22 protein-coding genes are annotated in these 22,192 nt (G+C 68.7%); 13 read left to right on the top strand and 9 right to left on the bottom strand.

All coding sequences use genetic code 11. The annotated features are described in order from the left end of the window. Positions 1 to 47: 47 nt before the first annotated feature. Positions 48 to 1,721, top strand: a complete 1,674-nt coding sequence (locus OK349_RS13120) for an ATP-binding protein (RefSeq protein ID WP_265118241.1) — start codon at positions 48 to 50, stop codon at positions 1,719 to 1,721. Here the strand turns inward: OK349_RS13120 and OK349_RS13115 are convergent. Both OK349_RS13115 and OK349_RS13110 read right to left on the bottom strand, forming a co-directional pair. Then, a complete protein-coding gene (locus tag OK349_RS13115; RefSeq protein WP_265118240.1) occupies positions 1,718 to 2,416 on the bottom strand; it encodes a LamG-like jellyroll fold domain-containing protein in 699 nt (232 codons plus the stop codon). The two genes, OK349_RS13120 and OK349_RS13115, sit on opposite strands and share 4 nt — an antisense overlap. Next, positions 2,406 to 3,917 (bottom strand): M23 family metallopeptidase, encoded by a 1,512-nt coding sequence (locus OK349_RS13110; protein ID WP_265118239.1) that lies wholly within the window; start codon positions 3,915 to 3,917, stop codon positions 2,406 to 2,408. Before OK349_RS13110 ends, OK349_RS13115 begins: the two co-directional genes overlap by 11 nt. Positions 3,918 to 4,142: 225 nt before the next feature. Between OK349_RS13110 and OK349_RS13105 the strand changes: the two genes are divergently transcribed. The 6 genes from OK349_RS13105 (at position 4,143) to OK349_RS13080 (ending at position 9,775) form a co-directional block, all read left to right on the top strand. After that, positions 4,143 to 6,626 (top strand): helicase-related protein, encoded by a 2,484-nt coding sequence (locus OK349_RS13105; protein ID WP_265118238.1) that lies wholly within the window; start codon positions 4,143 to 4,145, stop codon positions 6,624 to 6,626. Then, the gene (locus OK349_RS13100) at positions 6,619 to 6,939 is read left to right on the top strand and encodes an RNA-binding S4 domain-containing protein (RefSeq protein ID WP_265118237.1); all 321 of its coding nucleotides are present in this window, start codon (positions 6,619 to 6,621) and stop codon (positions 6,937 to 6,939) included. The genes OK349_RS13105 and OK349_RS13100 overlap by 8 nt, the downstream gene beginning before the upstream one ends. A gap of 104 nt (positions 6,940 to 7,043) precedes the next feature. After that, positions 7,044 to 7,385, top strand: a complete 342-nt coding sequence (fdxA, locus tag OK349_RS13095) for a ferredoxin FdxA (RefSeq protein ID WP_265118236.1) — start codon at positions 7,044 to 7,046, stop codon at positions 7,383 to 7,385. 272 nt (positions 7,386 to 7,657) lie between these two features. Beyond that, a complete protein-coding gene (locus OK349_RS13090; protein WP_265118235.1) occupies positions 7,658 to 8,191 on the top strand; it encodes a CarD family transcriptional regulator in 534 nt (177 codons plus the stop codon). A gap of 122 nt (positions 8,192 to 8,313) precedes the next feature. After that, entirely contained in the window at positions 8,314 to 9,039 is a 726-nt protein-coding gene (locus tag OK349_RS13085; protein ID WP_265118234.1) for a head GIN domain-containing protein, read from the top strand. Between the two features lie 46 nt (positions 9,040 to 9,085). Next, positions 9,086 to 9,775, top strand: coding sequence for a DUF2807 domain-containing protein (locus OK349_RS13080; protein WP_265118233.1), 690 nt, complete (start codon positions 9,086 to 9,088; stop codon positions 9,773 to 9,775). Here OK349_RS13080 and pdeM read toward each other — a convergent pair. The 3 genes from pdeM to OK349_RS13065 form a co-directional block, all read right to left on the bottom strand. Beyond that, positions 9,772 to 10,446 carry a ligase-associated DNA damage response endonuclease PdeM gene (gene pdeM / locus OK349_RS13075; RefSeq protein ID WP_265118232.1) on the bottom strand — a complete coding sequence of 225 codons (675 nt, stop codon included), beginning with the start codon at positions 10,444 to 10,446 and terminating at the stop codon, positions 9,772 to 9,774. The genes OK349_RS13080 and pdeM overlap by 4 nt on opposite strands. A 31-nt stretch (positions 10,447 to 10,477) precedes the next feature. Further along, positions 10,478 to 11,416: an aspartyl protease family protein gene (locus OK349_RS13070; RefSeq protein ID WP_265118231.1), complete on the bottom strand. Its 939-nt coding sequence runs from the start codon at positions 11,414 to 11,416 to the stop codon at positions 10,478 to 10,480. Positions 11,417 to 11,496: 80 nt separating this feature from the next. Then, positions 11,497 to 13,920, bottom strand: a complete 2,424-nt coding sequence (locus OK349_RS13065) for a ligase-associated DNA damage response DEXH box helicase (protein ID WP_265118230.1) — start codon at positions 13,918 to 13,920, stop codon at positions 11,497 to 11,499. Positions 13,921 to 13,961: 41 nt separating this feature from the next. Here OK349_RS13065 and OK349_RS13060 point away from each other — a divergent pair, with 41 nt between their 5' ends. The 3 genes from OK349_RS13060 (at position 13,962) to OK349_RS13050 (ending at position 16,136) form a co-directional block, all read left to right on the top strand. Next, positions 13,962 to 14,960: a ligase-associated DNA damage response exonuclease gene (locus OK349_RS13060; RefSeq protein ID WP_265118229.1), complete on the top strand. Its 999-nt coding sequence runs from the start codon at positions 13,962 to 13,964 to the stop codon at positions 14,958 to 14,960. 155 nt (positions 14,961 to 15,115) lie between these two features. After that, positions 15,116 to 15,445 (top strand): YnfA family protein, encoded by a 330-nt coding sequence (locus OK349_RS13055; protein WP_265118228.1) that lies wholly within the window; start codon positions 15,116 to 15,118, stop codon positions 15,443 to 15,445. Beyond that, entirely contained in the window at positions 15,438 to 16,136 is a 699-nt protein-coding gene (locus OK349_RS13050; RefSeq protein WP_265118227.1) for an NAD-dependent deacylase, read from the top strand. Before OK349_RS13055 ends, OK349_RS13050 begins: the two co-directional genes overlap by 8 nt. Here the strand turns inward: OK349_RS13050 and era are convergent. Next, entirely contained in the window at positions 16,133 to 17,035 is a 903-nt protein-coding gene (gene era / locus OK349_RS13045) for a GTPase Era (RefSeq protein ID WP_265118226.1), read from the bottom strand. The genes OK349_RS13050 and era overlap by 4 nt on opposite strands. A gap of 92 nt (positions 17,036 to 17,127) precedes the next feature. Between era and OK349_RS13040 the strand changes: the two genes are divergently transcribed. Next, entirely contained in the window at positions 17,128 to 17,562 is a 435-nt protein-coding gene (locus OK349_RS13040) for a nuclear transport factor 2 family protein (protein WP_265118225.1), read from the top strand. On the opposite strand, the gene rnc is transcribed toward OK349_RS13040, so the two are convergent. Both rnc and lepB read right to left on the bottom strand, forming a co-directional pair. After that, positions 17,559 to 18,224 (bottom strand): ribonuclease III, encoded by a 666-nt coding sequence (rnc, locus tag OK349_RS13035; RefSeq protein ID WP_265118224.1) that lies wholly within the window; start codon positions 18,222 to 18,224, stop codon positions 17,559 to 17,561. The genes OK349_RS13040 and rnc overlap by 4 nt on opposite strands. After that, positions 18,221 to 19,081 carry a signal peptidase I gene (gene lepB, locus OK349_RS13030; protein ID WP_265118223.1) on the bottom strand — a complete coding sequence of 287 codons (861 nt, stop codon included), beginning with the start codon at positions 19,079 to 19,081 and terminating at the stop codon, positions 18,221 to 18,223. The genes rnc and lepB overlap by 4 nt, the downstream gene beginning before the upstream one ends. 250 nt (positions 19,082 to 19,331) lie before the next feature. On the opposite strand from lepB, the gene pgi reads away from it, so the two are divergent. Further along, positions 19,332 to 20,825 carry a glucose-6-phosphate isomerase gene (gene pgi / locus OK349_RS13025; protein WP_265118222.1) on the top strand — a complete coding sequence of 498 codons (1,494 nt, stop codon included), beginning with the start codon at positions 19,332 to 19,334 and terminating at the stop codon, positions 20,823 to 20,825. Beyond that, positions 20,825 to 21,124, top strand: coding sequence for an alkylphosphonate utilization protein (locus OK349_RS13020; RefSeq protein ID WP_265118221.1), 300 nt, complete (start codon positions 20,825 to 20,827; stop codon positions 21,122 to 21,124). Before pgi ends, OK349_RS13020 begins: the two co-directional genes overlap by 1 nt. Before the next feature lie 160 nt (positions 21,125 to 21,284). On the opposite strand, the gene OK349_RS13015 is transcribed toward OK349_RS13020, so the two are convergent. Further along, positions 21,285 to 22,148: an NmrA family NAD(P)-binding protein gene (locus OK349_RS13015; protein ID WP_265118220.1), complete on the bottom strand. Its 864-nt coding sequence runs from the start codon at positions 22,146 to 22,148 to the stop codon at positions 21,285 to 21,287. Positions 22,149 to 22,192 lie beyond the last annotated feature (44 nt).

The following is a 22,192-nucleotide window of genomic DNA, read 5'->3' as shown; positions in this document are numbered from 1 at the left end:
GAATGCTCCATATCGGTCCGGTTTGAACCGGGGAGCAACGTGCCTTGATGACCGAGGATTTGGGCGGGCAGCATTTCGATCATATCCGCCCCGCCTCCGATGCGGTGCTGCCGGCCGCGACCAACCCGTTGACCGGCATCGGCGCGGTGTTCGCGATCGGCGGCGCGTCGAGCGAGGTCGTACTCGATCCGGTCGCGCTCGAATCGCTCTCGGGCAGCGCCGATCCGGCGGTGGCCAATGCCGGTACGGTCGGCAGCCAGGTCAAGATCCGCGCCGGCGCCACCTGGCTCGTCGCCAATGTCCGCTCGCTCCGCTCCGACGACGCGAGCGGGCGCATCCTCGCCCAGGTCGATTTCCTCGGCGAAGGCGTCGAGGAGAAGCTGACCGGCAAGCTCTACGGCTTCCGCCGCGGCGTCACGCGCTACCCCTCCCCGGGCACCGCGGTGTTCCCGGTCTCGACCGCGGACCTCAAGCAGATCTACGCCGCCGACGATCGCCCGCATATCGAGGTCGGCAATGTCTATCCGACGCGCGACATCCGCGCCGCGCTCTATGTCGACGCGATGCTCGGCAAGCATTTCGCGCTATTGGGCTCGACCGGCACCGGCAAGTCGACCAGCGCCGCGCTGATCCTGCACCGCATCTGCGATCTCGCGCCGCGCGGCCATATCGTGATGATCGACCCGCATGGCGAATATTCGGCTGCCTTCCAGACCAATGGCGCGCTGTTCGACGTGTCGAACCTGCAGATGCCCTATTGGCTGATGAACTTCGAGGAGCATTGCGAGGTCTTCGTCACGACCGAGGGCTCGGACCGCCAGATCGACGCCGACATCCTCGCCAAGTGCATCCTGCAGGCCAAGCAGAAGAACCGGCTCGCCGCCGAGTTCGGCAAGCTCACCGTCGATGCGCCGATCCCCTATCTCCTGTCCGATCTCACCACGATCCTCCAGAACGAGATGGGCAAGATGGACAAGGCGACCGACACCGCCCCGTATCTGCGCCTCAAGGGCAAGATCGACGAGATCAAGGCCGATCCGCGCTACGCCTTCATGTTCTCGGGCATGCTGGTGGCGGACACGATGGCGAACTTCATCAGCCGCATCTTCCGTCTGCCCGGCGACGGCAAGCCGATCTCGATCATCGACGTGTCGGGCGTGCCGAGCGAGATCACGTCAGTGGTCGTGGCCGTCCTGAGCCGGATGGTGTTCGACTATGCGATCTGGTCGCGCGGCGAAGCGCAGCGGCCGATCCTGCTGGTGTGCGAGGAAGCGCACCGTTACGTCCCCAACGAGCGTAATGCCGACGGCTCCTCGGTCGGCCGCATCCTCAGCCGCATCGCCAAGGAAGGCCGCAAATACGGCGTCTCGCTCGGCCTGATCACCCAGCGTCCGTCGGACCTTGCCGAGGGCGTGCTGTCGCAGTGCGGCACGATCATCGCGATGCGCCTCAACAACGATCGCGACCAGGCATTCGTGCGCGCGGCGATGCCCGAAGGGGCGCGCGGCTTCCTCGATTCGATCCCGGCGCTGCGCAATCGCGAGTGCATCATGGTCGGCGAGGGTGTGGCGACGCCGGTGCGCGTCGCGTTCGACTCGCTCGACGAGGCGAAGCGGCCCGCGTCGAGCGACCCGGTGTTCTCCGAGCTGTGGAAGCATGGCGGCGGCGAGGATATGAGCCTCGAGCGCACCATCCGCCGCTGGCGCGCACAGGGACGTTAGCGGGGAATCTTCAGCGCGAAACGGTCCGGTGCCAGCGCTTCGCCCCGGGTGAACGCCACCTGCCGCACCGCGCCGCGGAACGGGCTGACCTTGTTCATCCGCATGCCGACCGAAGCGCGGCCCGGCCCTTGCGGCGTGAACGCCAGCGCCGCTTCGGCCTGCAGCGCGCCGTTGACGAAGGCACAATAGGTCGTTCCGTCATAGCTTTGCGCGACATGGTGCCAGCGGCCGACCGGAAAGCGCTTCTCCGGCACGATCAGCGGCTGGCGATAGCCGGGGCCGAGGATGAAGGTGTCGAGATACCATTCGCGCTCGACCACCCGGATCTCGAACAGCATCCGCGTCCCGGTCTTCGCGGTCGGATCCGGGTCCTCGCCACTTTCAAGATGGAACCAGCGCTGCTCGAACGCACCGCCATCCGGGCGGAACAACGCCTCGAAGGTGAAGCGTGCCGCGCCCGCAAGCGGGTGCCGGTCGAGGAACAGCACATCGTTCGCGCCGTCGAACGCGACCGCCTTGCCCAGCGGGCCGTCGATCAGCTTCGGCGCGCCTTCGATCAGCGGCGTCAAACCGCCGATCCGCGTCAGTGAATCGAAGGTCCAGATTTCGGTATCGCGCCCTTTGGCCCGGGCGAGGGACAGGCCGGCCAGCAACGCACTCCCGCCGATCAGCAAACTGCGGCGGTCAGTCTTCACCAGCGCCGTCGCTCTCGGCCTTCTTCACCCGCGTGCCGCCCACCGGCACCGCGAGCAGCCGCGCGAGCTTCGCCTTGAACTCGCGCAGGTCACCGCCGCTCAGCGCCTGGACGACCGAGAAGGACACCGAACGCGGGTTGATCGCGACGCCGTTGCGGTAGAGCTCGTAGTGCAAATGCGGACCGGTCGAGATGCCGGTCGACCCGACATAGCCGATCACCTGGCCACGCGTGACGCGCTGGCCCGAGCGCACCGCGATCCGGCTCATATGGCCATAGCCCGACCCCATGCCCGCGCTGTGATTGAGGCGCACGAAATTGCCATAGCCGCCATTGCGCCCGGCGAACGCCACCGTGCCGTCATTGGCCGCGCGGATCGGCGAGCCGTAACCCGCGGCGATGTCGAGCCCCTTGTGCATGCGCGAGAAGCCGAGCACCGGATGCCGGCGCAGGCCGAAACCCGAGCTGATCCGGCCCGACGCGGGCATCGCCATCTGCCCCTTGCGCTCGCCGGTGCCCTTGCCGTCATACCAGGTGGTGCGGCCATCCTCTTCCCAGCGCACCAGCTGGAGCTTGCCCGCGTCGCCATTGAGGCCGGCATAGAGGAGATTGCCCATCTGCACCTCGCCGGTCGCCGCCTTGGCCTGCTCGACGATGATGTCGAACTCGCTGTCGGCACCGACGCGGCCGATCGGCACGCGCGTCGCGACCGAGCGGATATAGGCCTCGACCGCCTTGGCCGGCACGCCCGCGGCGCGCGCCGAGCGGTAGAGGCTGTCGCCCACCCGGCCACGCACGCGCAGCGGGGTGTGGTCGATCGCGATCGGAATCTCGTTGAGCGCCAGCGCGCTACCGCTGCGCACCAGTTCGAGGCTGAGGTCAAAGCGCGCGCGGAACGCCAGCTTCTCGAGCGGGCGCGGCTGCGACTTGTCGATGCGGCGGCCGAGCGTCAGGTCGAGCTGCGTGCCCGACTTGAGATCGCCGAGCGACACCGCCTCCGCCACCAGGTCGGCGGCGCGCGCCGCATCGCCCTTGCCGACGCCCGAGCGCATCAGCGCAGTCTGCAACGCGCCGCCGCTGCCCAAGGTCACGGTATGCTGCAGGATCGGGCGTTCGGGCGTGTCGGTGAGATTGGCGACGAGGCTGGTCGCGCCGAGCTTGGTGCCCGTGGTCGATCCGGCGGCGAGCGGCGCGATCGCCTGCGCGCGTGCGATATCGGCGTCGGTCCCGGTCAGCGCGCCGGGCACGCTGGCATAGATCGGGCGTTCGAAGCCGGGCGCGAGCAACAGCACCGCCGCGCACAGGCCCGCGCAGGTCGCCGCGCCGCGGAACCATTCGCCGCTGCCGATCCGCGATCCAAGATCGGGAACGAGGTCGAGATCGGGAAAGCGCTCGCGCAATTTGTCGGCGATGGTCGGCTTGCGGATGGCGAGCGCACGACCGAACGAGCGCGCACTGGTGCCGCCCGCCTGCTCAAGCCCATGATCGCCGCGCAAGAACAAGGTGCGCTGCCCCCCAAGCCAATACTGTGCGCCGACCCCCGGCACCGGGAGGAATCGTTGTGGAACCAAGTCCCTAAAGTCAAATTAAGCAGGCCGCTCGATATGGGTAGTTGCGGCGAGTCGTGCGGGGGCGGGGGTGGAGCGTTCGACTTCGCGCACCGGTGCCGGAACAACTAACGCAGGCACTTGCGCCGGTCGCGCCATCGCCCGATCTTGGAGAGCGAAATGAGCCGTTTCTCCAACAGCCCGGTCACTGCGGTGCTCGGGCCAACCAACACCGGCAAGACGCATCTCGCGATCGAGCGGCTGATGGGCCATTCGAGCGGGATGATCGGCTTCCCGCTGCGCCTGCTGGCGCGCGAGGTCTATGACCGCGTCGTCGCAGTGAAAGGCCCGAAGGAAGTCGCGCTGGTCACCGGCGAGGAGCGCATCGTGCCCCCCGGCGCACGCTGGTTCCTGTGCACCGCCGAGTCCATGCCCACCGATCGCGAAGTAGGTTTTTTGGCGATCGACGAGGGCCAGCTTGGCGCCGATCCCGAGCGCGGCCATGTCTTCACCGACCGTATTTTACGCGCACGCGGCCGCGACGAGACGATGATCCTGGGTTCGGATTCGCTCCGCCCGGTGCTGCGCAAGCTGGTGCCCGAGGCCGAGATCGTCTCGCGCCCGCGCTTCTCGACCTTGCGCTATGCCGGCGCCAAGAAGCTCTCGCGCCTGCCCAAGCGCTCGGCGATCGTCGCCTTCTCGGCCGAGGAGGTCTATGCCGTGGCCGAGGCGCTGCGCCGGCTGCGCGGCGGGGCGGCGGTGGTGATGGGCGCGCTCTCCCCGCGCACCCGCAACGCGCAGGTCGCGATGTTCCAGTCGGGCGAGGTCGACTATCTCGTCGCCACCGACGCGATCGGCATGGGCCTCAACCTCGATGTCGGCCATGTCGCCTTCGCCTCGCTCTCCAAGTTCGACGGCAAGCGCCAGCGCCGCCTGACCATCGCCGAGATGTCGCAGATCGCCGGCCGCGCCGGCCGCCACCAGCGCGACGGCACGTTCGGCGCGCTGGTCGAGCAAGGCCCCGGCGCGTTCACGCCCGAGGAGATCGCGGCGATCGAAGATCACAGCGTCCCGGCGCTGGATCACCTGTTCTGGCGCGAGGGCGAGCCCGATCTAGCCAGCATCGACGCGCTGATCGCGAGCCTCGAGCGCAAGCCCGATTCCCCCGTGCTGCGAGCCGCGCCGGAAGCAGTCGATCTCAGCGTGCTCAAGCGCCTCGCGGTCGAGGATTGGGTGCGCGAGCGGGTGCGCTCCCCCAAGGCGGTCGGCCGGCTCTGGGCGGCTTGCGGCCTGCCCGATTTCCGCAAGCTCGGCGCCGATCCGCATGCGCGCTTCGTCGCGCGCGTGTTCCGGCACCTGAGCGAAGGCACGGGGCATATCCCGCACCAGTGGTTCGCCGACGAGATCGCTCGGCTCGACCGGATGGACGGCGATGTCGAGACGATCGCCGGGCGCATCGCCGCGGCGCGCAGCTGGGCGTATATCGCGCAGCGCGCCGACTGGCTCGCCGATCCCGCGCATTGGGCCGAGCGCACCCAGGCGCTCGAGGAAAAGCTCTCCGACGCGCTCCATGCCAGCCTGACGCAGCGCTTCGTCGACAAGCGCACCACCGTGCTGCTGCGCCAGATCGGCGCCGGCGCCTCGCACCTCCCCGTCATGGTCGGCCCGGAAGGCGAGGTCAGCGTCGAGGAACATGTGCTCGGCCATCTCCACGGCTTCCGCTTCGTGGTCGAGCCCGACGCGCGCGCCGCCGACAAGCGCATGCTGCTCGCCGCTGCGGAGAGAGGCTTGGCAGGCGAGTTGCGGCAGCGTGGCGATGCACTGCTCGCCGCGCCAGACGAAGAATTCGCGCTCGATTCCGCCGTGACGTGGCGCAGCGTGCCCGTCGCCACGCTCGAACCCACCGGCAATCCCGTCCGTCCGCGCATCCGGCTCGACCGCACGCTCGACGTGCTTGACGCCCGCGTCCGCGCCGCCGCGCAGGAGCGGATCGAGCGCTGGTTCGCCGACCGCATCGCCGCCAGCCTTCCCGATCTCGCCACGCTCGATGCGCTGAGCCGCGATGCCGCGGCGGGCGGCCGGGTCCGCGCGCTCGCCGGGCTGCTGGTCGAGGCAGGCGGGCTGGTCCCGCGCCGGGCCGCCGGCGCGCTGGTCGAGGCGCTCGACCCGAACGATCGCAAGCGGTTGCGCAAGGCCGGGGTCGCGATCGGCACGCTCGATATCTTCGCGCCCGCCTTGCTCAAGCCGCGCCCCGCCGCCGCGCGCCGCGCTCTGCTCGGCCTCGACGGCGCACCGCCCGAGGGGGCGACCGTACTCCCCCGCGCCGCGCCCGGCGCCGAGCTGGAGCATGGCTTCCGGCCCTTCGGCGCGCAGGCGGTGCGCATCGACCTTGCCGAGCGCATCGCCCGCGCCGCCCACGACGCTCGCAAGGGGCGCACCCCCTTCACCCCCGATCCCGCACTCGCCACCTCGATGGGGCTCACCGCCGACACGCTGGCGCGGCTGATGGCGCAGATCGGCTTCCAGAGCGTGCGCACTCCCAAGGGTGAGCCGCAGCGCTGGGTGTGGAAAGGCCTGACTCCGCTCGCCAAGCCCAAGGCGCCGCCGCGCGACACCTCAATGGGCCGGGCCTTCGCCAGGCTCGCAGAGCTCGTCGATGACTGATCCGGGCGCTGATGGCGCAAATGGGGCGATGCGCCTCGACCGCTTCCTGTGGTTCGCGCGCCTGGTCAAGACGCGGGGCGCCGCGCAGGACATGGCCGAGGCGGGCACGTTGCGGCTCGACGGGCGCCGGATCGAACGCTCCTCGGCACAAGTCCGGATCGGCTCGGTGATCGCCTTCCCGCTGCGCGGCCGCGTGCGCGTGCTGCGCGTCGAGGCGCTGCCGCGCCGCCGCGGCCCGGCGCCCGAAGCCGCCGCGCTCTACCAGGAATTGCTCCCCGGCCCCGCCGCGCCCGCGGAAAAGCCTGAAAATTGAGAATGTATCGCAGAAAGCGTCTCTTGATTGACGCGCCCGGAACGCGGGCATAGCAGGAAGGGGTTCACCGCCTGCGAAGGGCGTTGCTAAGGGCCGTATCTGCCATGACCTATGTCGTCACCGACGCCTGCATCCGCTGCAAATATATGGATTGCGTCGAGGTCTGCCCGGTCGATTGCTTCTACGAGGGCGAGAACATGCTCGTCATCAACCCCAGCGAGTGCATCGATTGCGGCGTGTGCGAGCCCGAATGCCCGGCCGAGGCGATCCTGCCCGACACCGAGAGCGGCCTCGAACAGTGGCTCGAGCTCAACAACACCTTCTCCGCGCAATGGCCCAACGTCACGCGCAACGCCGGCCAGACTCCCGAAGACGCCGACGCGCACAAGGGCGAGGAAGGCAAGTACGACAAATATTTCTCGCCCGAGCCCGGCACCGGCGACTGACCGGTTGCTCGTTTCGCAGCCGGCCCGGCAACCGGTTTCCGCGGCGCGATCGACAACGTTATCTGCCGCAACGCAGCATCCGGAATCCTACGTATTCCGGGGTGGTAATTTTATTTCATCTATGTTAAACAGCGCGTCGGACGCGAGGATTCGCGTTTCGGTACTGGAGACCGTTGTTGATTTGCCCCGATCGGCGTCATCTCCCCGGTAAACGCACCGGGCGGCTGACGCAATCCCAAAGGGGCCATGGTGATTAGAAAGGCTTCCCCCACATGGCTGCCAAGGCGCTGTCCTTCGATGTCGGCGATTATGTCGTTTACCCCAAGCACGGTGTTGGCCGTGTGATCGAGCTCCAGAAATCGGAAATCGCGGGCATGCAGCTCGAGCTGTACGTGCTCCGCTTCGAGAAAGAGAAGATGACGCTCCGCGTTCCGACCAACAAGGCGGAGAGCGTGGGAATGCGCAAGCTGTCGAGCGACAAGACGCTCAAGGAAGCGCTCGACACGCTCAAGGGCAAGCCCAAGGTCAAGCGCACCATGTGGTCGCGCCGCGCGCAGGAATATGAGGCGAAGATCAACTCGGGCGACCTCGTGTCGATCGCCGAGGTGGTGCGCGACCTGTTCCGCGCCGACGACCAGCCCGAGCAGAGCTATTCGGAGCGCCAGATCTTCGAAGCGGCGGCGTCGCGCCTCGCGCGCGAGCTCGCCGCGATGGAGGAGATCGACGAGAAGGCCGCGCTCGAGAAGCTGCTCGACATCCTGCGCAAGGCCGCGGCGATCTACAACAAGGACAAGGTGACCGCCTGAGCCGGCCCAGAGTCCGGCGACACGTCGAAGCGAAGAGGGCGGCCCGCAACGGCCGCTCTTTTTTGTTTGCCTCGGCTTCGCGACAAGTGTATTAGACAACCAATACACACAGGAGAGTCGTGATGAAACTCGCTCTTGCGATCACCGCCGCGGTACTGCCGCTCGCCGCATGCAACTTTGCCAACGGCATGAGCGGCGACGTCGTCCAGCCGAGCGGATCGGGCGGCACGCGCAGCTTCCAGGTCGCCGATTTCACCGGCGTGTCGCTGCGCGGCGCCGACGATGTCGAGGTCAGGACCGGCCCCACCTTCACCGTCACCGCAGAGGGCGACAGCGCGCTGCTCGACCGGCTCGAGATCCGCAAGGACGGCAACACGCTGCGCGTCGGGCGCAAGGACGGCGACTGGAAATGGGGCGGCGGCAAGGGCGCCAAGGTCACCGTCACCATGCCGCGGCTGGTCAACGCCGACGTTGCCGGCTCGGGCAACATGACCGTCGATCGCGCCGAGGGCGATTTCGGCGGCTCGATCGCCGGGTCGGGTAATCTCAGCATCGCGCAGCTGCGCGGCGGCAAGGCGGACCTGTCGATCGCCGGCTCGGGCGACCTGCGGATCGCGGCCGGCCAGGCGAGCGAGATCGACGCCTCGATCGCCGGGTCGGGCGACATCGACATATTCACGGTGCGCGCTGCCCGCGGCGACCTGTCGATCGCCGGCTCGGGCAATATCCGCGCGCAGGTGACCGGCGAGGCCGACATCTCGATCGTGGGTTCGGGCAATGTCGAGCTGACCGGCGGCGCCAAATGCTCGGTCAGCAAGATGGGGTCGGGCGAGGCGCGTTGTAGCTGACCGCGGATGCTTGCGCGGGATGGGGCATCGATGCGATGCCTAGCCCATGCGTGTTCTGCTGATCTCCTTCCTCCTCGCCGCCGGGGCCGCCCCCGCGCCCGAGGAGCGCCGTGTCCTGCTCACTGGCTTCGACCGGATCCGCGTCGACGGGCCGTTCGCGGTGCATGTCGTCGAGGGTTCGCCGTCCGCCATCGTCAGCGGAGACCGGCGCGCGGTCGAGCGGGTGAGTGTGCGCAACCAGGGCGGCATGCTGGTGGTCTCGCGCAGCACCCAGACTTCCGAGGGCTGGCGCGGCAACGAGGCGATGGCGACCGTCACCGTCGCGGTACCGCGGCTGCGCACCGCTAACATCAACGGCGGAGGCAAGCTCGACATCGACCGGATCGAGGGTCAGCGCGTCGAGCTCGGCGTCAACGGTGCGGGATCGCTCAGCGTGGCGCAGGTCACCGCCGATCAACTGGTCACCACGCTGACCGGCACCGGCCTGATCCGGCTCGGCGGTGGCACCGCGCGCAACGCCCGCTTCATGAACTACGGCGCCGGATCGATCGATGCCGCGGGCCTCGCCGTCAACGACCTCACCGTGCATTCGCAAAGCGCGGGCGACGGCAGCTTCACCGCGCGCTTCACCGCCTCGCTCTCGGTGCTCGGCACCGGCGCGGTGCGCGTCGCGGGCAACGCGGCGTGCAAGATCGCCGGCCCCGGCCCGGCGAGCTGCGGGAGCAAGACACCCTAGGCCGCGATCGGGAAGCGCAGCAGCCGGTCCTCGAGCGCCACCAGCGCTTCCGCCCCGCGGCCGACCGCGCGGACGATCTCCGGATGATGCGCGTCGAGCCCCCCGGTCAGCGTGCCGAACGCCGGCAGGATCAGCTTGGTCCCGGTCGCGACGAAGCAGCGCCGCGCGACCTGCCGCCCGCGCAGGCGCACGCGCAGCTTGGGGTGGAAATGGCCCGACAGCTCGGGCCGCGGTTCGCCCGGGATCGCCTCGTGGCGCAGCAGCAGCCCGTCGACCTCGGCTTCCTCGACGATCTCGCCGCCGCAATGGTCGGGGAGCTGTTCGTTCAGGGCGGCATCGTGATTGCCGGTGATCCACACCCAGCGCAGCGCGCCTGTGAGCGCCGTCAGCGCCGTGCGCGCCGACTCGTGCAGCCGCTCGCACCCTTCCGAATCGTGGAAGCTGTCGCCCAGGCACCACAGCTCGCGCGCATCCGTCCGCTCGACCAGCACCGTCAGCGCGGCGAGCGTCGCCATCGAATCATAGGGCGGCAGCATCTGGCCTTTGAGTGCGAACCAGCTCGCCTTCTCGAAATGCAGGTCGGCGACGATCAGCGCCCGCCGCGCAGGCCAGTAGAGCGCGCCCTCGGGCAGCACGCGCAGGTCACGGCCGGCGAACGAAAAGGGAACCATGCATTCGCTATCGCCGCGCGGGACGCGCGGGTCAACTAAGCCGGCTCGCGACCGCATATTGGCGCGGCAGCAAGAAGCGCACCTTGCGGTCCGGAAAATCGATCTCGACCCGGCGGAAGGCGCGCAGCGCATCCATGCCCAGCATCAGCGCGGGCTCCCCGGACAGGCCGAAATGCTCGAACGGCGGAATGTCGGCGAACGCCACGGGGACGCTGCCCAGCGAGACGCCGCCGAGCCGCACGCGATTGGCGATATGATAGTTCACCGTCATCTTCTCGCCGGTCACGCTCGTCATCACGATCGGCCCTTTGAGGCGGATGCGCCGCATCTTCCGTTGCAGCGCGAGATTGCCGATGCTGATCTGCGAACCGGTGTCGAGCACCACGGTGATCTTCACCCCCTCGAACGTCGCTTCGGTGACGATCAGCTGTCCAAGACGGTTCTTGGCCGTGATCACGATCTCGTCGGAGCCCAGCGGCACGATACTGCGCTTGCCACCCGCGCGGCGCGACGGGCGCACCGCCATCTGGCTCTTGTCGAAATCGATCGAAACCATGTGCGTGCGCAGTTGCTCGATGCCGAGCAGGCCGTGCGCACCCATATGCCGCGCTTCGAGCGCGGGCGCGTTGAACGCGCGCTGGTCGCGCAGCGGCCCCATGCTGAGCGAAGGCACCACCACGGTCGGTACCCGGGTGCTGCCCGTCATCGTCGTCAGCGTGATCTGCGGGCCCGGCGAAAGCCCCAGATTGCCGGCGAGCTGGCGCGAGACCACCGAGCGCTCGGCGCCGGTATCGATGATGAAGGGTTGCGGCGCGGCGCCATTGATCGAGACCGGCACGGTCATCCGGTCGGAAACATCGCCCAGTGCCAGCGTACCGGTTCCATCCTCCACCGCGCCCGCCGCGAGTGGCGCCGCAGTTTCCTGTGTCGCCGCAGGGGCCGCGGCGAGCGCGATGAGCAGGGGCGTCAACAGGCGTAGCTGCATGGCAAAGCCATGATACGCCTGTTCATGCTGCGCAGCAATTGCTGTTGATCGAAGCATATTTGCGATCAGTCGAGCCGCATCGCCTCCGCCGCCAGTGCCTCGGCCTCGATCAGCATCGCGTCCTCGACCGCGCCCTGCGCCACTGTCTCGCGTCCGATCATGATCAGCACCGGCACCGCCATCGGGCTGACGCGCGCCAGATCGACATGCTCGATCGCGTCCGCCGCGGTGTCGAGCAAGTGCGCGAGCCTTCCGACATCGGTCATCCGCGCGCGCGCATCGGCCCAGGCGGCGCGCAGCAACAGATGATCGGGCTCATATTTGCGCAGCACGTCATAGATCAGGTCGGTCGAGAAGGTGACCTGCCGCCCGGTCTTCTTCTTGCCCGGCTGCTGGCGCTCGACCAGCCCGCCGATGATCGCCACCTCGCGGAACGCGCGCTTCAAGAGCGCCGAGCCCTGTACCCAGTCGACGAACTCATGCTCGAGGATATCGGGCGAGAACAACGGCGCGGGATCGGTGATCTTCTCGAGCCCATACACCGCCAGCGCATAGTCGTTGGCGACGAACCCGATCGGCTTGAGCCCCAGCGCCTCCATCCGCCGCGTCACCAGCATGCCGAGCGACTGGTGCGCATTCCACCCTTCGAAGCTGTATACGACCATGTGGTGCCGTCCCTCATGCGGGAAGGTCTCGACCAGCAGCCTGCCCGGCTCGGGCAGGCGCGAGCGATAGGCCTGCACCTCCAGCCATTCGCGCACATCCGCGGGGAAGCGCGCCCACTCCGCCGGGTCGGCGAAGAAGCGCCGCACGCGCGCGGCGAGCGTCGAGGTGATCGCCAGCCGAGCGCCCATATACGAGACGAAGCGCGCATTCTTCGCCGTCGCACGGACGATGATGTCGGTCAGCTCGACCCGCTCGACCTCAAGCGCCATGCCGGCGAAGGTGAAGGTGTCGCCGGGTGAGAGCGTCGCGCCGAACGCCTCCTCGACCTTGCCCAGCCGCCGCCCGTTCCTGAAGCGCACCTCCAGCATCGGCGCCTCGACGATGATTCCGGCGTTGAGCCGATGCTGCGCGACGAACGCCGGCTTGGTCACCCGCCAGAGACCATCCCTGTCGCGCGTCAGGCGCTTGAACCGGTCGTACGCCCGCAGCGCATAGCCGCCATCGGCAATGAAGTTGAGAACCCGCTCGAACGTCTCTTCGGTGAGCGCCGAATAGGGCAGCGCGCCCTGCACCTCGCGCAGCAATTGCGCAGCATCGAACGGCGCCGCGCACGCCACCCCCATGACATGCTGCGCCAGCACGTCGAGCGCGCCGGGCCGGAAGATATCGGGATCGAGCTCGCCCGCCTCGACCGCATCCAATGCTGCGCGCGCCTCGAGATATTCGAAGCGGTTGCCCGGCACGAGCACCGCCTCGGAAGGCTCGTCGAGCCGGTGGTTGGCGCGCCCGATCCGCTGCAGCAATCGCGACGAGCCCTTGGGCGCCCCCATCTGGATCACGCAATCGACATCGCCCCAGTCGACGCCCAGGTCGAGGCTGGCGGTCGCGACCAGCCCGCGCAGCTTGCCGTCGGCCATCGCCTGCTCGGCGCGCCGCCGCGCCTCGAGGCTGAGGCTCCCGTGATGCACCCCGATCGGCAGCTTGAGCTCGTTCACCTTCCACAGATTCTGGAAGACGAGCTCGGCGAGCCCGCGCGTGTTGCAGAAGATGATCGTGGTCTTGTGCGTCTCGATCTCGGCCATCACCTGCGGGATCGCATAGATGCCCGAATGGCCCGACCACGGCACGCGGCCTTCGGGCAGCAGGATCGCGATGTCGGGATCGGCGCCCTTCTCGCCCGTCACCAGTTCGACCGCATCGATCTCGCCATGCGGCGCAAGCCAGGCGCGATAGCCGTCGGGGTCCGCCACCGTCGCCGACAGCGCCACCCGGCGCATCCCCGGCGCCAGCGTCTGCAGCCGCGCCAGCGCCAGCGCCAGCAGGTCGCCGCGCTTGCCGGTGGCGAAGGCGTGCACCTCGTCGACCACCACCGTTCTGAGCCCCGCGAACATCAGGAAACTGTCCTCGTAGGACAGCAGCAGGCTGAGCGATTCGGGCGTGGTCAGCAGGATCTGCGGCGGCCGCGCGCGCTGCCGCACTTTCCGCTCGTGCGGGGTATCTCCCGTCCGGGTCTCGACCCGGATGTCGAGCCCCATCTCCTCGATCGGGGTCAGCAGATTGCGCTGCACGTCCACCGCCAGCGCCTTCAAGGGCGAGATGTAGAGCGTGTGCAATCCTTCGGCCCGATCGCCCTGAGCCTGTCGAAGGGTCAGCTCGGCCAAGGTCGGCAGGAACCCCGCCAGCGTCTTGCCCGCTCCCGTCGCCGCGACCAGCAGCGCGTGCCGTCCCGCGCGCCCCGCCGCAAGCATGTCGAGCTGGTGCCGCCGCGGCGCCCAGCCGCGCGAGGCGAACCAGTCGGCAAGGATTTCAGGGAGTTCGCTCATCCAGGGTGGGAACCATGGGCCATCCCGCTCATATAGTCGGCATGGCGAAGCTCGGCGACTGGCTGCAACCGCACCCCGAGGGCATTTACGTGCCCGCCGCCGATATCTGGATCGACCCCTCGCAGCCCAAGCCCCGCGCCTTCGTCACCCACGGCCATGCCGACCACGCGCGCGGCGGGCATGGCGAGGTGTGGGCGACGCCCGAGACGCTGGCGATCATGGAAACGCGCTACGGCCCGCAGACCGGCCGCCCTGTCGCCTATGGCGAGACGGTGACAATGGACGGAGTCGAGATCGGCTTCGTCCCCGCGGGCCACGTCTTGGGTTCCGCGCAGATCGTGCTCGATCACCGCGACGAGCGCATCGTCGTCTCTGGCGACTATAAGCGCCGCCCCGATCCCACCTGCGCGCCCTTCCGCCCGGTCAAGTGCGACGTGTTCGTCACCGAAGCGACCTTCGCGCTCCCCGTCTTCCGCCACCCCGAGACCAGCGACGAGATCGACAAGCTGCTCGCTGCGCTGCGCGCCGAGCCCGAGCGCTGCGTGCTGGTCGGCGCCTATGCGCTGGGCAAGGCGCAGCGCGTGATCGCCGAGCTGCGCGGACAAGGCTTCGACGATCCGATCTACATCCACGGCGCGCTCCAGCGGCTGTGCGACCTCTATGCCGAGCATGGCGTCGCGCTCGGCGAGCTGCGCCCCGCCACCGGGGTGCCCAAGAAGGAGCTTCAGGGCCGCATCATCCTCTGCCCGCCCGGCGCGCTCAACGATCGCTGGTCGCGCCGCCTGCCCGATCCGGTCACCGCGATGGCCTCGGGCTGGATGCGCGTCCGCCAGCGCGCGCGCCAGCGCAATGTCGAGCTGCCGCTGATCCTCTCCGACCATGCCGACTGGGATGAGCTCACCCGCACGCTGCGCGAGATCGCCCCGCGCGAAGTCTGGGTCACCCACGGCCGCGAGGATGCGCTGGTCCATTGGTGCCGCGAGCACCAGATCAAGGCCCGTGCGCTGGAGCTCGCGGGCTATGAGGACGAGGACGATTAGCGCCTTGTAATGTTGGAACTGATTTGCTTGCCTCCGGGCATGCGCATCCTCTCGCCCAGCTGCTCCTCGACGGCGTCGGACGGAGGCGACAAAGGTGACAGTTTGGCGCGCGTTTCGCGGAACTTTGTCAACTTTCGCAAGGGCGGGCGCGCGGCATGACCCTGTTCGCCTACATCGTCGCTGCCCTTGCCGAGATCGCCGGCTGCTTCGCCTTCTGGGCGTGGCTGCGGCTCGACAAGTCGCCCCTGTGGCTGATCCCCGGCGTCGTCGCGCTGATCCTGTTCGCCTGGGCACTGACCTGGATCGAGACCAGCCATGCCGGCCGTGCCTATGCCGCCTATGGCGGGGTCTACATCACCGCCGCGATCCTGTGGCTCTGGGCGGTCGAGGGCGCGCGGCCCGACCGCTGGGACCTGATCGGCGGCGCGGTCGCGCTCGCCGGCACTGCGATCATCCTGTTCGGGCCGAGGAGCGCCAGTGCCTGACATCCGCAGCATCGTCATCCTCACCGGCGCCGGCGTCTCGGCCGAGAGCGGCGTCGCCACCTTCCGCGGTCCGGGCGGCCTCTGGGAAGGCCATCGCGTCGAGGACGTCTGCACGCCCGAGGCGCTCGCCCGGGACCCCGAGCTGGTCCACCGTTTCTACGACGAACGCCGCGCCAAGCTCGCCACCGTCGAGCCCAATGCCGCGCACCACGCGCTCGCCCGGCTCGATGCCGAATGGCCTGGCGAATTGCTGCTGGTCACCCAGAATGTCGACGACCTGCACGAGCGCGCGGGATCGAAACGCCTGATCCATATGCATGGCGAGCTCAAGTCCGCGCTCTGCGCCGACTGCGACGCGCGCGCAGCCTGGACCGATTCACTCCCGCCACGCGCCCGCTGCACGGGATGCGGCGCACCGTCGCTGCGTCCCGACATCGTGTTCTTCGGCGAGATGCCGTACCGGATGGAGGCGATCGACGCCGCGATCTCCCGCGCTGACCTGTTTGTCTCGATCGGCACCTCGGGCGCGGTCTATCCCGCCGCGGGCTTCGTGCGCACCGCGCGCTATCACGGCGCCGACACGCTCGAGCTCAACCTCGAGCGCTCCGAAGGCAGCGCCTGGTTCGCGCAGAGCCGCCTCGGCCCCGCAGGTACGCTCGTCCCGCAATGGGTGGATTCACTGCTCGACTAGTCGACCCAGTCCAGCCCGATCTCGCGATAGAGGCTGCGATCGTCCTCCCAGCCCGGCCGCACCTTGACGTGGAGGTAGAGGTGCACCTTCACGCCGAGCAGCTTGATCAGCTCGGCGCGTGCATTCGCGCCGATCTGCTTGATCCGCGTCCCGCCCTTGCCGAGCACGATCGCGCGCTGGCTCTCGCGGCCGACCAGGATCTGCTGGTAGATCTCGACCGACCCGTCCTCGCGTTCCTTGTACTGCTCGGTCTCGATCGCGGTGGCATAGGGCAGCTCGGCATGGAGCTGGTGGTAGAGCTGCTCGCGCGTGATCTCCGCCGCCAGCATGCGGTCGGTCGCGTCGGACACCTGGTCCTCGGGGAAATGCCACGGCCCCGGGGGCATCTTGCTCGCCAGCGCCGCTTTGAGCTCCGCCACCCCGTCGCCGGTGGTCGCCGAGACGAAATAGGTGTCGTCGAACTCGACCAGTTCGTTGAGCGTCGCGGCATGCCCGAGCAGCCGCGGCTTGTCCGCGACATCGACCTTGTTGAGCACCAGCAGCTTCTTCTCGCGCCGCGCCTTGAGCCCTTCGGCAACGCTACGCACCTTGGGCCCGATCCCGCCCTTGCCGTCGACCACCAAAGCGATCAGGTCAGCGCCCTCGGAGCCTTCCCACGCCGCCGCGACCATCGCCCGGTCGAGCCGCCGCGCGGGATCGAAGATACCCGGCGTGTCGACCAGCAGCAGCTGCGCATCGTCTTGAATCGCGATCCCCATCAGCCGCGCGCGCGTCGTCTGTGCCTTGGGGCTGACGATCGCCACCTTCTGCCCGACCAGTGCGTTCACCAGCGTCGACTTGCCCGCATTGGGGGCGCCGACCACGGCGACCAGGCCGCAGCGTTGTTGTTCAATGTTCATCGCCAGCTCCTACCGGCGCGCAACCTTGGCCGCAACTTTCGGAAGGCACGGCGCCCGGCACCCCGCTAGGACCGGTCCCGAAAGGGAGGCTCATGGACAACGCAGCCATCGTCGCCGCGGCATGGGAGGCGTTCGCCTCGCGCGATGCGGACCGGATCGCCGCCTGCTTCGCCCCGGAGGCCGAATGGATCGCCCCGCCGGGCAACGCCACTGCCGTCGCGCTGGACTATCCGTACCACATGCGCGGTGCGGAGGAGATCGCCCGGTTCATCGCCACCGAGTTCGGCAGGCTGTTCGTCGCCGATGTCGTGATCGACTTTCGCACCATGGCCGCGGCCGGCGATCTCGTCACGGTGGAGGAGCGGATGCGCGCCACATTGGTCAACGGCCGCAGCTACGACCTGCCCTATTGCTTCGTCTTCGTGGTTGCCGGAGGACGCATCACCCAGGTGCGCGAATATATGGATACGCGCAGCGGCTGGCGACAGATGTTTGGCGACGAACCCGGCCGCAAGTTGGTCGATTAGCCCAGCTTCTCCAGCAGCGCCGCCGCGGCCGCGGTCTCTGCTTCCTGCTTCGAGCTGCCCTCGCCCTCGGCTTCGGCAAGCTTGCCGATCACCGCGCGCACCCTGAAGCGCGGCGCGTGCCCCGGCCCCGAACGGTCGAGCAGCTCATACTCAGGCGCGCGCCGGTTGTTCGCCGCGGCCCATTCCTGCAGCGCCGACTTGGGATGCTTGGGCGCCGCCGCCTGCGCGTCGATCCGGCTGTCCCACAGCCGCCGCACCAGCGCCTTCGCGGCATCGAACCCGCGCTCGACGAAGTACGCGCCGATCAGCGCCTCCATCACGTCGCCCAGCACATTGTCGCTCGACGCCGCGCCGTCGTCGCGCGCCTGCTTGCCGAGCCGCAGATGCGCCGGCACACCGATCTCGCGCGCCACCTCGGCGCAGACCTGCCCGGTCACCAGCGAGTTGAAGCGGCGCGACAGCTTGCCCTCGGGCTCTTCGGGGAAGCGCTGGTAGAGCCATTCGGCGACGGTCAGCCCGAGCACCCGGTCGCCCAGGAATTCGAGCCGCTCGTAATTGGCCGCGCCCTGGCTGCCATGGGTCAGCGCGCGCTCATAGCCGGCCAGCGCCGCCGGGGTCTCGCCGAGCACCCGCGCCAGCCAGTCGGCCAGCGCCTCGCTCAAAAACCGTCCCCGATGCGGCTCCAGCGCGCCGCGGTGAACCAGGTCCAGGGCAGCACCCAGCTCGCGCTGCCGTCGGTCGACCAGAAGCTCACCACTGCCTTGCCCTGGAGGTTCTCCATCGGCACGAAACGGATGCCGTTGCCCTCGGGCGGCTGCGGGAAGCGGCTGTCGGCCGAATCGTCGCGGTTGTCGCCCATCAGGAACACATGGCCCGCCGGCACGGTGAAGACCTCGGTGTCGTCGGCGATGGTCGTGCCTTCGTCGAGCACCTCATAGGTCTTGCCGCCCGGCAGCGTCTCGCGATAGCGCGGGATGCGGCAGACCTGCGTGCCGTTCGGCCCCTGCTCGACGAAATCGACGTCGCAGCCGCCGCCGGTGCCCAGCCCCTCGACCGGGAAATTGGGGGTGATCGGCAGCACGAAGTCGGCGATGCGCTGCTTGGCGATCGGCTGGCCGTTGAGGATCAGCTGCCCGCCGCGCATCTGCACCGTGTCGCCGGGCAGGCCGATCACGCGCTTGATCCAGTCGGTGTCGTTGCTCGGCGGCGCCTTGAACACCACCACGTCGCCGCGCGTCGGGTCCTCGGCGAAGATACGGCCGGGGATCAGCGGCAGGCTCCACGGCAGCGAGTGTTTGGAATAGCCGTAATTCCACTTGGTGATGAACAGATAGTCCCCGACCAGCAGCCGCGGCAGCATCGACCCCGAGGGGATGCTGAACGGCGCGAACACGAAGCTGCGCACCACGAACACCAGGATCGCGAGCTTGACCAGGAAGCTCAGCGTATCGCGCCATTCGGAGCGGGGCTTGGGGCGGGCGGGGCTGGTGCCGGACTCGGCGGTGGCGGTATCGTCCATGGACGCCTGCTCTGCGCGGGCCGTGTCGCAGCGTCAAGGCGATCGGCGCCGGAGTAGGTCGCCATTTGTGCCAGACGGAGCCGAAAAGCGTGATTATCGAGCACCGGAGCGCAGCGTACTAAAGGTACGTGAGCACCGGAGCGCAGAGAATCGCGCTTTGCAGGCCCGTATGGCGCAAATGGCGACCTACTCCGCTGGCGATGCCCGAAACGGCACGCTACATGGCCCGCGACATTACAGGAGACAGGCGATGACCACCCCCGACTGGACCGCGATCGAAAGCCTGCCCCGCACCCCGCTCAAGCAGCTGTTCGCCGCCGACTCGAGCCGCCTGGCGCTGCTCACCGCCGATGTCGCCGGCATCCATTTCGACTTCTCCAAGACGCATCTCGACGCCGGCGCGCTCGACGCCTTCGCCGCGCTCGCCAAGTCGGCGGGGCTCGCCGCCAAGCGCGACGCGCTGTTCGCGGGCGAGGCGGTCAACGTCACCGAAGGCCGCGCCGCCGAGCACACCGCCGAGCGCGGCGAGGGCGCCGGGGACAGCGTCGCCCGCGCCGCCGCCTTCCACGCCCGCATGCGCGGCCTGATCGACGCGATCGAGGCCGAGGCGCTGGGGCCCGTCGCCCATATCCTGCACATCGGCATCGGCGGTTCGGCCCTCGGCCCCGAGTTGCTGATCGACGCGCTCGGCCGTGACGGCGCGCGCTACGACGTCGCCATCGTCTCCAATGTCGACGGCAGCGCGCTCGAGGAAGCGATCGCGAGCTTCGACCCGCACGCCACGCTGATCGCGGTCGCGTCCAAGACCTTCACCACCACCGAAACGTTGCTCAATGCGACAAGCGCGCTCGACTGGATGCGCGAGCATGGCGTCGAAGATCCCTATGGCCGGGTGATCGCGCTCACCGCCGCGCCCGACAAGGCGATCGAGTGGGGCGTCGACGAGACGCGCGTGCTGCCCTTCGCCGAGAGCGTCGGCGGCCGCTATTCCTTGTGGTCCTCGATCGGCTTCCCCGCCGCGCTGGCGCTCGGCTGGGACGCATTCGAAGCGCTGCTCGACGGCGCGGCCGAGATGGACCGCCATTTCCGCCTGACCGATCTCAGGAGCAACGCCCCGGTCCTCGCCGCCTTCGCCGACCTCTACTACACGCAGGTGCGCGGCTGCGAGACGCGCGGGGTGTTCGCCTATGACGAGCGGCTGCGGCTGCTCCCGCCCTATCTCCAGCAGCTCGAGATGGAATCGAACGGCAAGGGCGTCACCGCCGCGGGCGAGCCGGTCGGCCGCGCCACCGCGCCGATCACCTGGGGCGGGATCGGCACCGATGCGCAGCATGCGGTGTTCCAGCTGCTCCATCAGGGCACGCATCTCGTCCCGCTCGAATTTGTCGCGGTGATCGAGCCCGGCGACAGCCAGGCGGAGGACCATCACCGTCAGCTCCTCATCAATGCCTTCGCCCAGGGCGCCGCGCTGATGGCCGGCCGCGCCAATGACGACGCCGCGCGCGCCTATCCCGGCGACCGCCCCTCGACCACGATCCTGCTCGACGAACTCGACCCGCGCACGCTCGGCGCGCTGATCGCCTTCTACGAGCAGCGCACCTTCGTGAACGCCGCCCTGCTCGGCATCAACCCGTTCGACCAGTTCGGCGTCGAGCTGGGCAAGGAGATGGCCAAGGCGGCGGACAAGGGCGGGCAGGATTTCGATCCTTCGACCGACGACCTCATCCGCCGAGCGTTCGGCTGATGCCCGGCGAGGACTATGTCTATGACGAAGCGAGCGGCGAGTGGGTTCCCGCCTCGCAGCTCGCCATCGCCCCGGCCGACGACGTGGTCGAGGTTCGCGATTCGGTCGGCAACCTCCTCGCGGACGGGGATCAGGTTACGCTGATCAAGGACCTCACCGTCAAGGGCGCGGGCCAGACGCTGAAGCGCGGCACCCTCATCAAGTCGATCCGACTTACCGGCGACCCGCAGGAAATCGACTGCAAGTATGAAGGCATCAAGGGCCTGGTGCTGCGCGCGGAGTTCGTCCGGAAGCGTTGAGACGGAGGACGCTCCCGACTATCATTTGAATATGGACACTACGGAACTGCCCTCAACGGTGAAGCGATCCAGCACTTCTGCGCTGATGGTGATGCGCTAGCAGCGGCCGGGCAGCACGAGGAGGCCGGGGTGACGGGGAGTGCGCGTGGATACCGGTGTCCTAGGCCGGCTCCGGCTCCCGCATCACCAGCGCCGAGATATAATCCTCCAGACGCACCACGCCGCGCACCGGATCGCTCGGAAAAGCCGGGCCGTCCACGGTCGCCCCAGTCATCCGCGCATAGCTCTCCGCCGCGGGGCTCGAGAAGCCGATCGCATTGAACGCGGGCACCCATTGCTCGCGCGGCGTGGTCTCGACTCGCACGCTGCGGCCGAGCGCCGCGGCGAAGGCATTGGCGACGTCCTGCGGCGTGTAGCGGCCAGGCCCTTCGACAAAGAAAATGCCGGTACGGTCGTCGGTCATCAGCGCCGCCGCATGCTTCCCCAGATCCGCCGGCGCGACCATCGGCAACTCGAAATCGGGGTCGAACATCGTGCGCAGCACGCCGGTCTCGCGCACCTCCTCCAGGTTCATCGCCCAGTTGCTGAAATAATAGGCGCCGCGATTGACCGCATAGGGGATCGGCTGCTCGGCCAGCCCGCGCTCCAGCTCCCACAGCGTGTTGAGATCGCCGCAGCGGTCGCCCGGCTGCGCGCCATAGGTCGACTCGGCGACCAGTTTCTCAAGCCCCGAGCCCTCGGCCGCGGTCAGGATCGCCTCGACCGTGCGGCGCTCCTGCGCGTCGGTGTCGGTGTGCGGCACCGCGGGCGGATTGAGCAGGAAGGCGCGCGTGCCGGTGCAGAACACATCGGTCAGCGCGCGCACGTCGAGGATGTCGGCGATCGCCACCGTCGCGCCCTTCGCCTTCCACTCGCCCGCCCTGGCCGGATCGTGGCTCACGATCGTCACCGGCTCCCCCGCGGCGAGCAGCGTGTCCGCCACCGCCGACCCGACATTGCCCGTGCCCCCAAGGATGATGTGCATGGCGTCTCTCCTTGTTCGCACGACAACGCCCGGGGCGCGGCAAC

Origin of the sequence: Sphingomonas sp. BT-65 (assembly GCF_026107375.2) — a bacterium.
Taxonomy (GTDB): Bacteria; Pseudomonadota; Alphaproteobacteria; order Sphingomonadales; family Sphingomonadaceae; genus Sphingomonas.
Note: the sequence above shows the minus strand (reverse complement) of the source record. Positions and strands in the feature narration are given on the sequence as shown.

Bases quoted from the DNA above. Each gene is read 5' to 3' on its own strand.
- pdeM (WP_265118232.1), bottom strand. From the start codon at position 10,446: ATGGTTCCCTTTTCGTTCGCCGGCCGTGACCTGCGCGTGCTGCCCGAG.
- OK349_RS13105 (WP_265118238.1), top strand. From the start codon at position 4,143: ATGAGCCGTTTCTCCAACAGCCCGGTCACTGCGGTGCTCGGGCCAACC.
- pgi (WP_265118222.1), top strand. From the start codon at position 19,332: ATGACCACCCCCGACTGGACCGCGATCGAAAGCCTGCCCCGCACCCCG.
- OK349_RS13085 (WP_265118234.1), top strand. From the start codon at position 8,314: ATGAAACTCGCTCTTGCGATCACCGCCGCGGTACTGCCGCTCGCCGCA.
- OK349_RS13060 (WP_265118229.1), top strand. From the start codon at position 13,962: ATGGCGAAGCTCGGCGACTGGCTGCAACCGCACCCCGAGGGCATTTAC.
- OK349_RS13100 (WP_265118237.1), top strand. From the start codon at position 6,619: ATGACTGATCCGGGCGCTGATGGCGCAAATGGGGCGATGCGCCTCGAC.
- fdxA (WP_265118236.1), top strand. From the start codon at position 7,044: ATGACCTATGTCGTCACCGACGCCTGCATCCGCTGCAAATATATGGAT.
- lepB (WP_265118223.1), bottom strand. From the start codon at position 19,081: ATGGACGATACCGCCACCGCCGAGTCCGGCACCAGCCCCGCCCGCCCC.
- era (WP_265118226.1), bottom strand. From the start codon at position 17,035: ATGAACATTGAACAACAACGCTGCGGCCTGGTCGCCGTGGTCGGCGCC.
- OK349_RS13040 (WP_265118225.1), top strand. From the start codon at position 17,128: ATGGACAACGCAGCCATCGTCGCCGCGGCATGGGAGGCGTTCGCCTCG.
- OK349_RS13090 (WP_265118235.1), top strand. From the start codon at position 7,658: ATGGCTGCCAAGGCGCTGTCCTTCGATGTCGGCGATTATGTCGTTTAC.
- OK349_RS13080 (WP_265118233.1), top strand. From the start codon at position 9,086: ATGCGTGTTCTGCTGATCTCCTTCCTCCTCGCCGCCGGGGCCGCCCCC.
- OK349_RS13120 (WP_265118241.1), top strand. From the start codon at position 48: ATGACCGAGGATTTGGGCGGGCAGCATTTCGATCATATCCGCCCCGCC.
- OK349_RS13015 (WP_265118220.1), bottom strand. From the start codon at position 22,148: ATGCACATCATCCTTGGGGGCACGGGCAATGTCGGGTCGGCGGTGGCG.
- OK349_RS13055 (WP_265118228.1), top strand. From the start codon at position 15,116: ATGACCCTGTTCGCCTACATCGTCGCTGCCCTTGCCGAGATCGCCGGC.
- OK349_RS13065 (WP_265118230.1), bottom strand. From the start codon at position 13,920: ATGAGCGAACTCCCTGAAATCCTTGCCGACTGGTTCGCCTCGCGCGGC.
- OK349_RS13020 (WP_265118221.1), top strand. From the start codon at position 20,825: ATGCCCGGCGAGGACTATGTCTATGACGAAGCGAGCGGCGAGTGGGTT.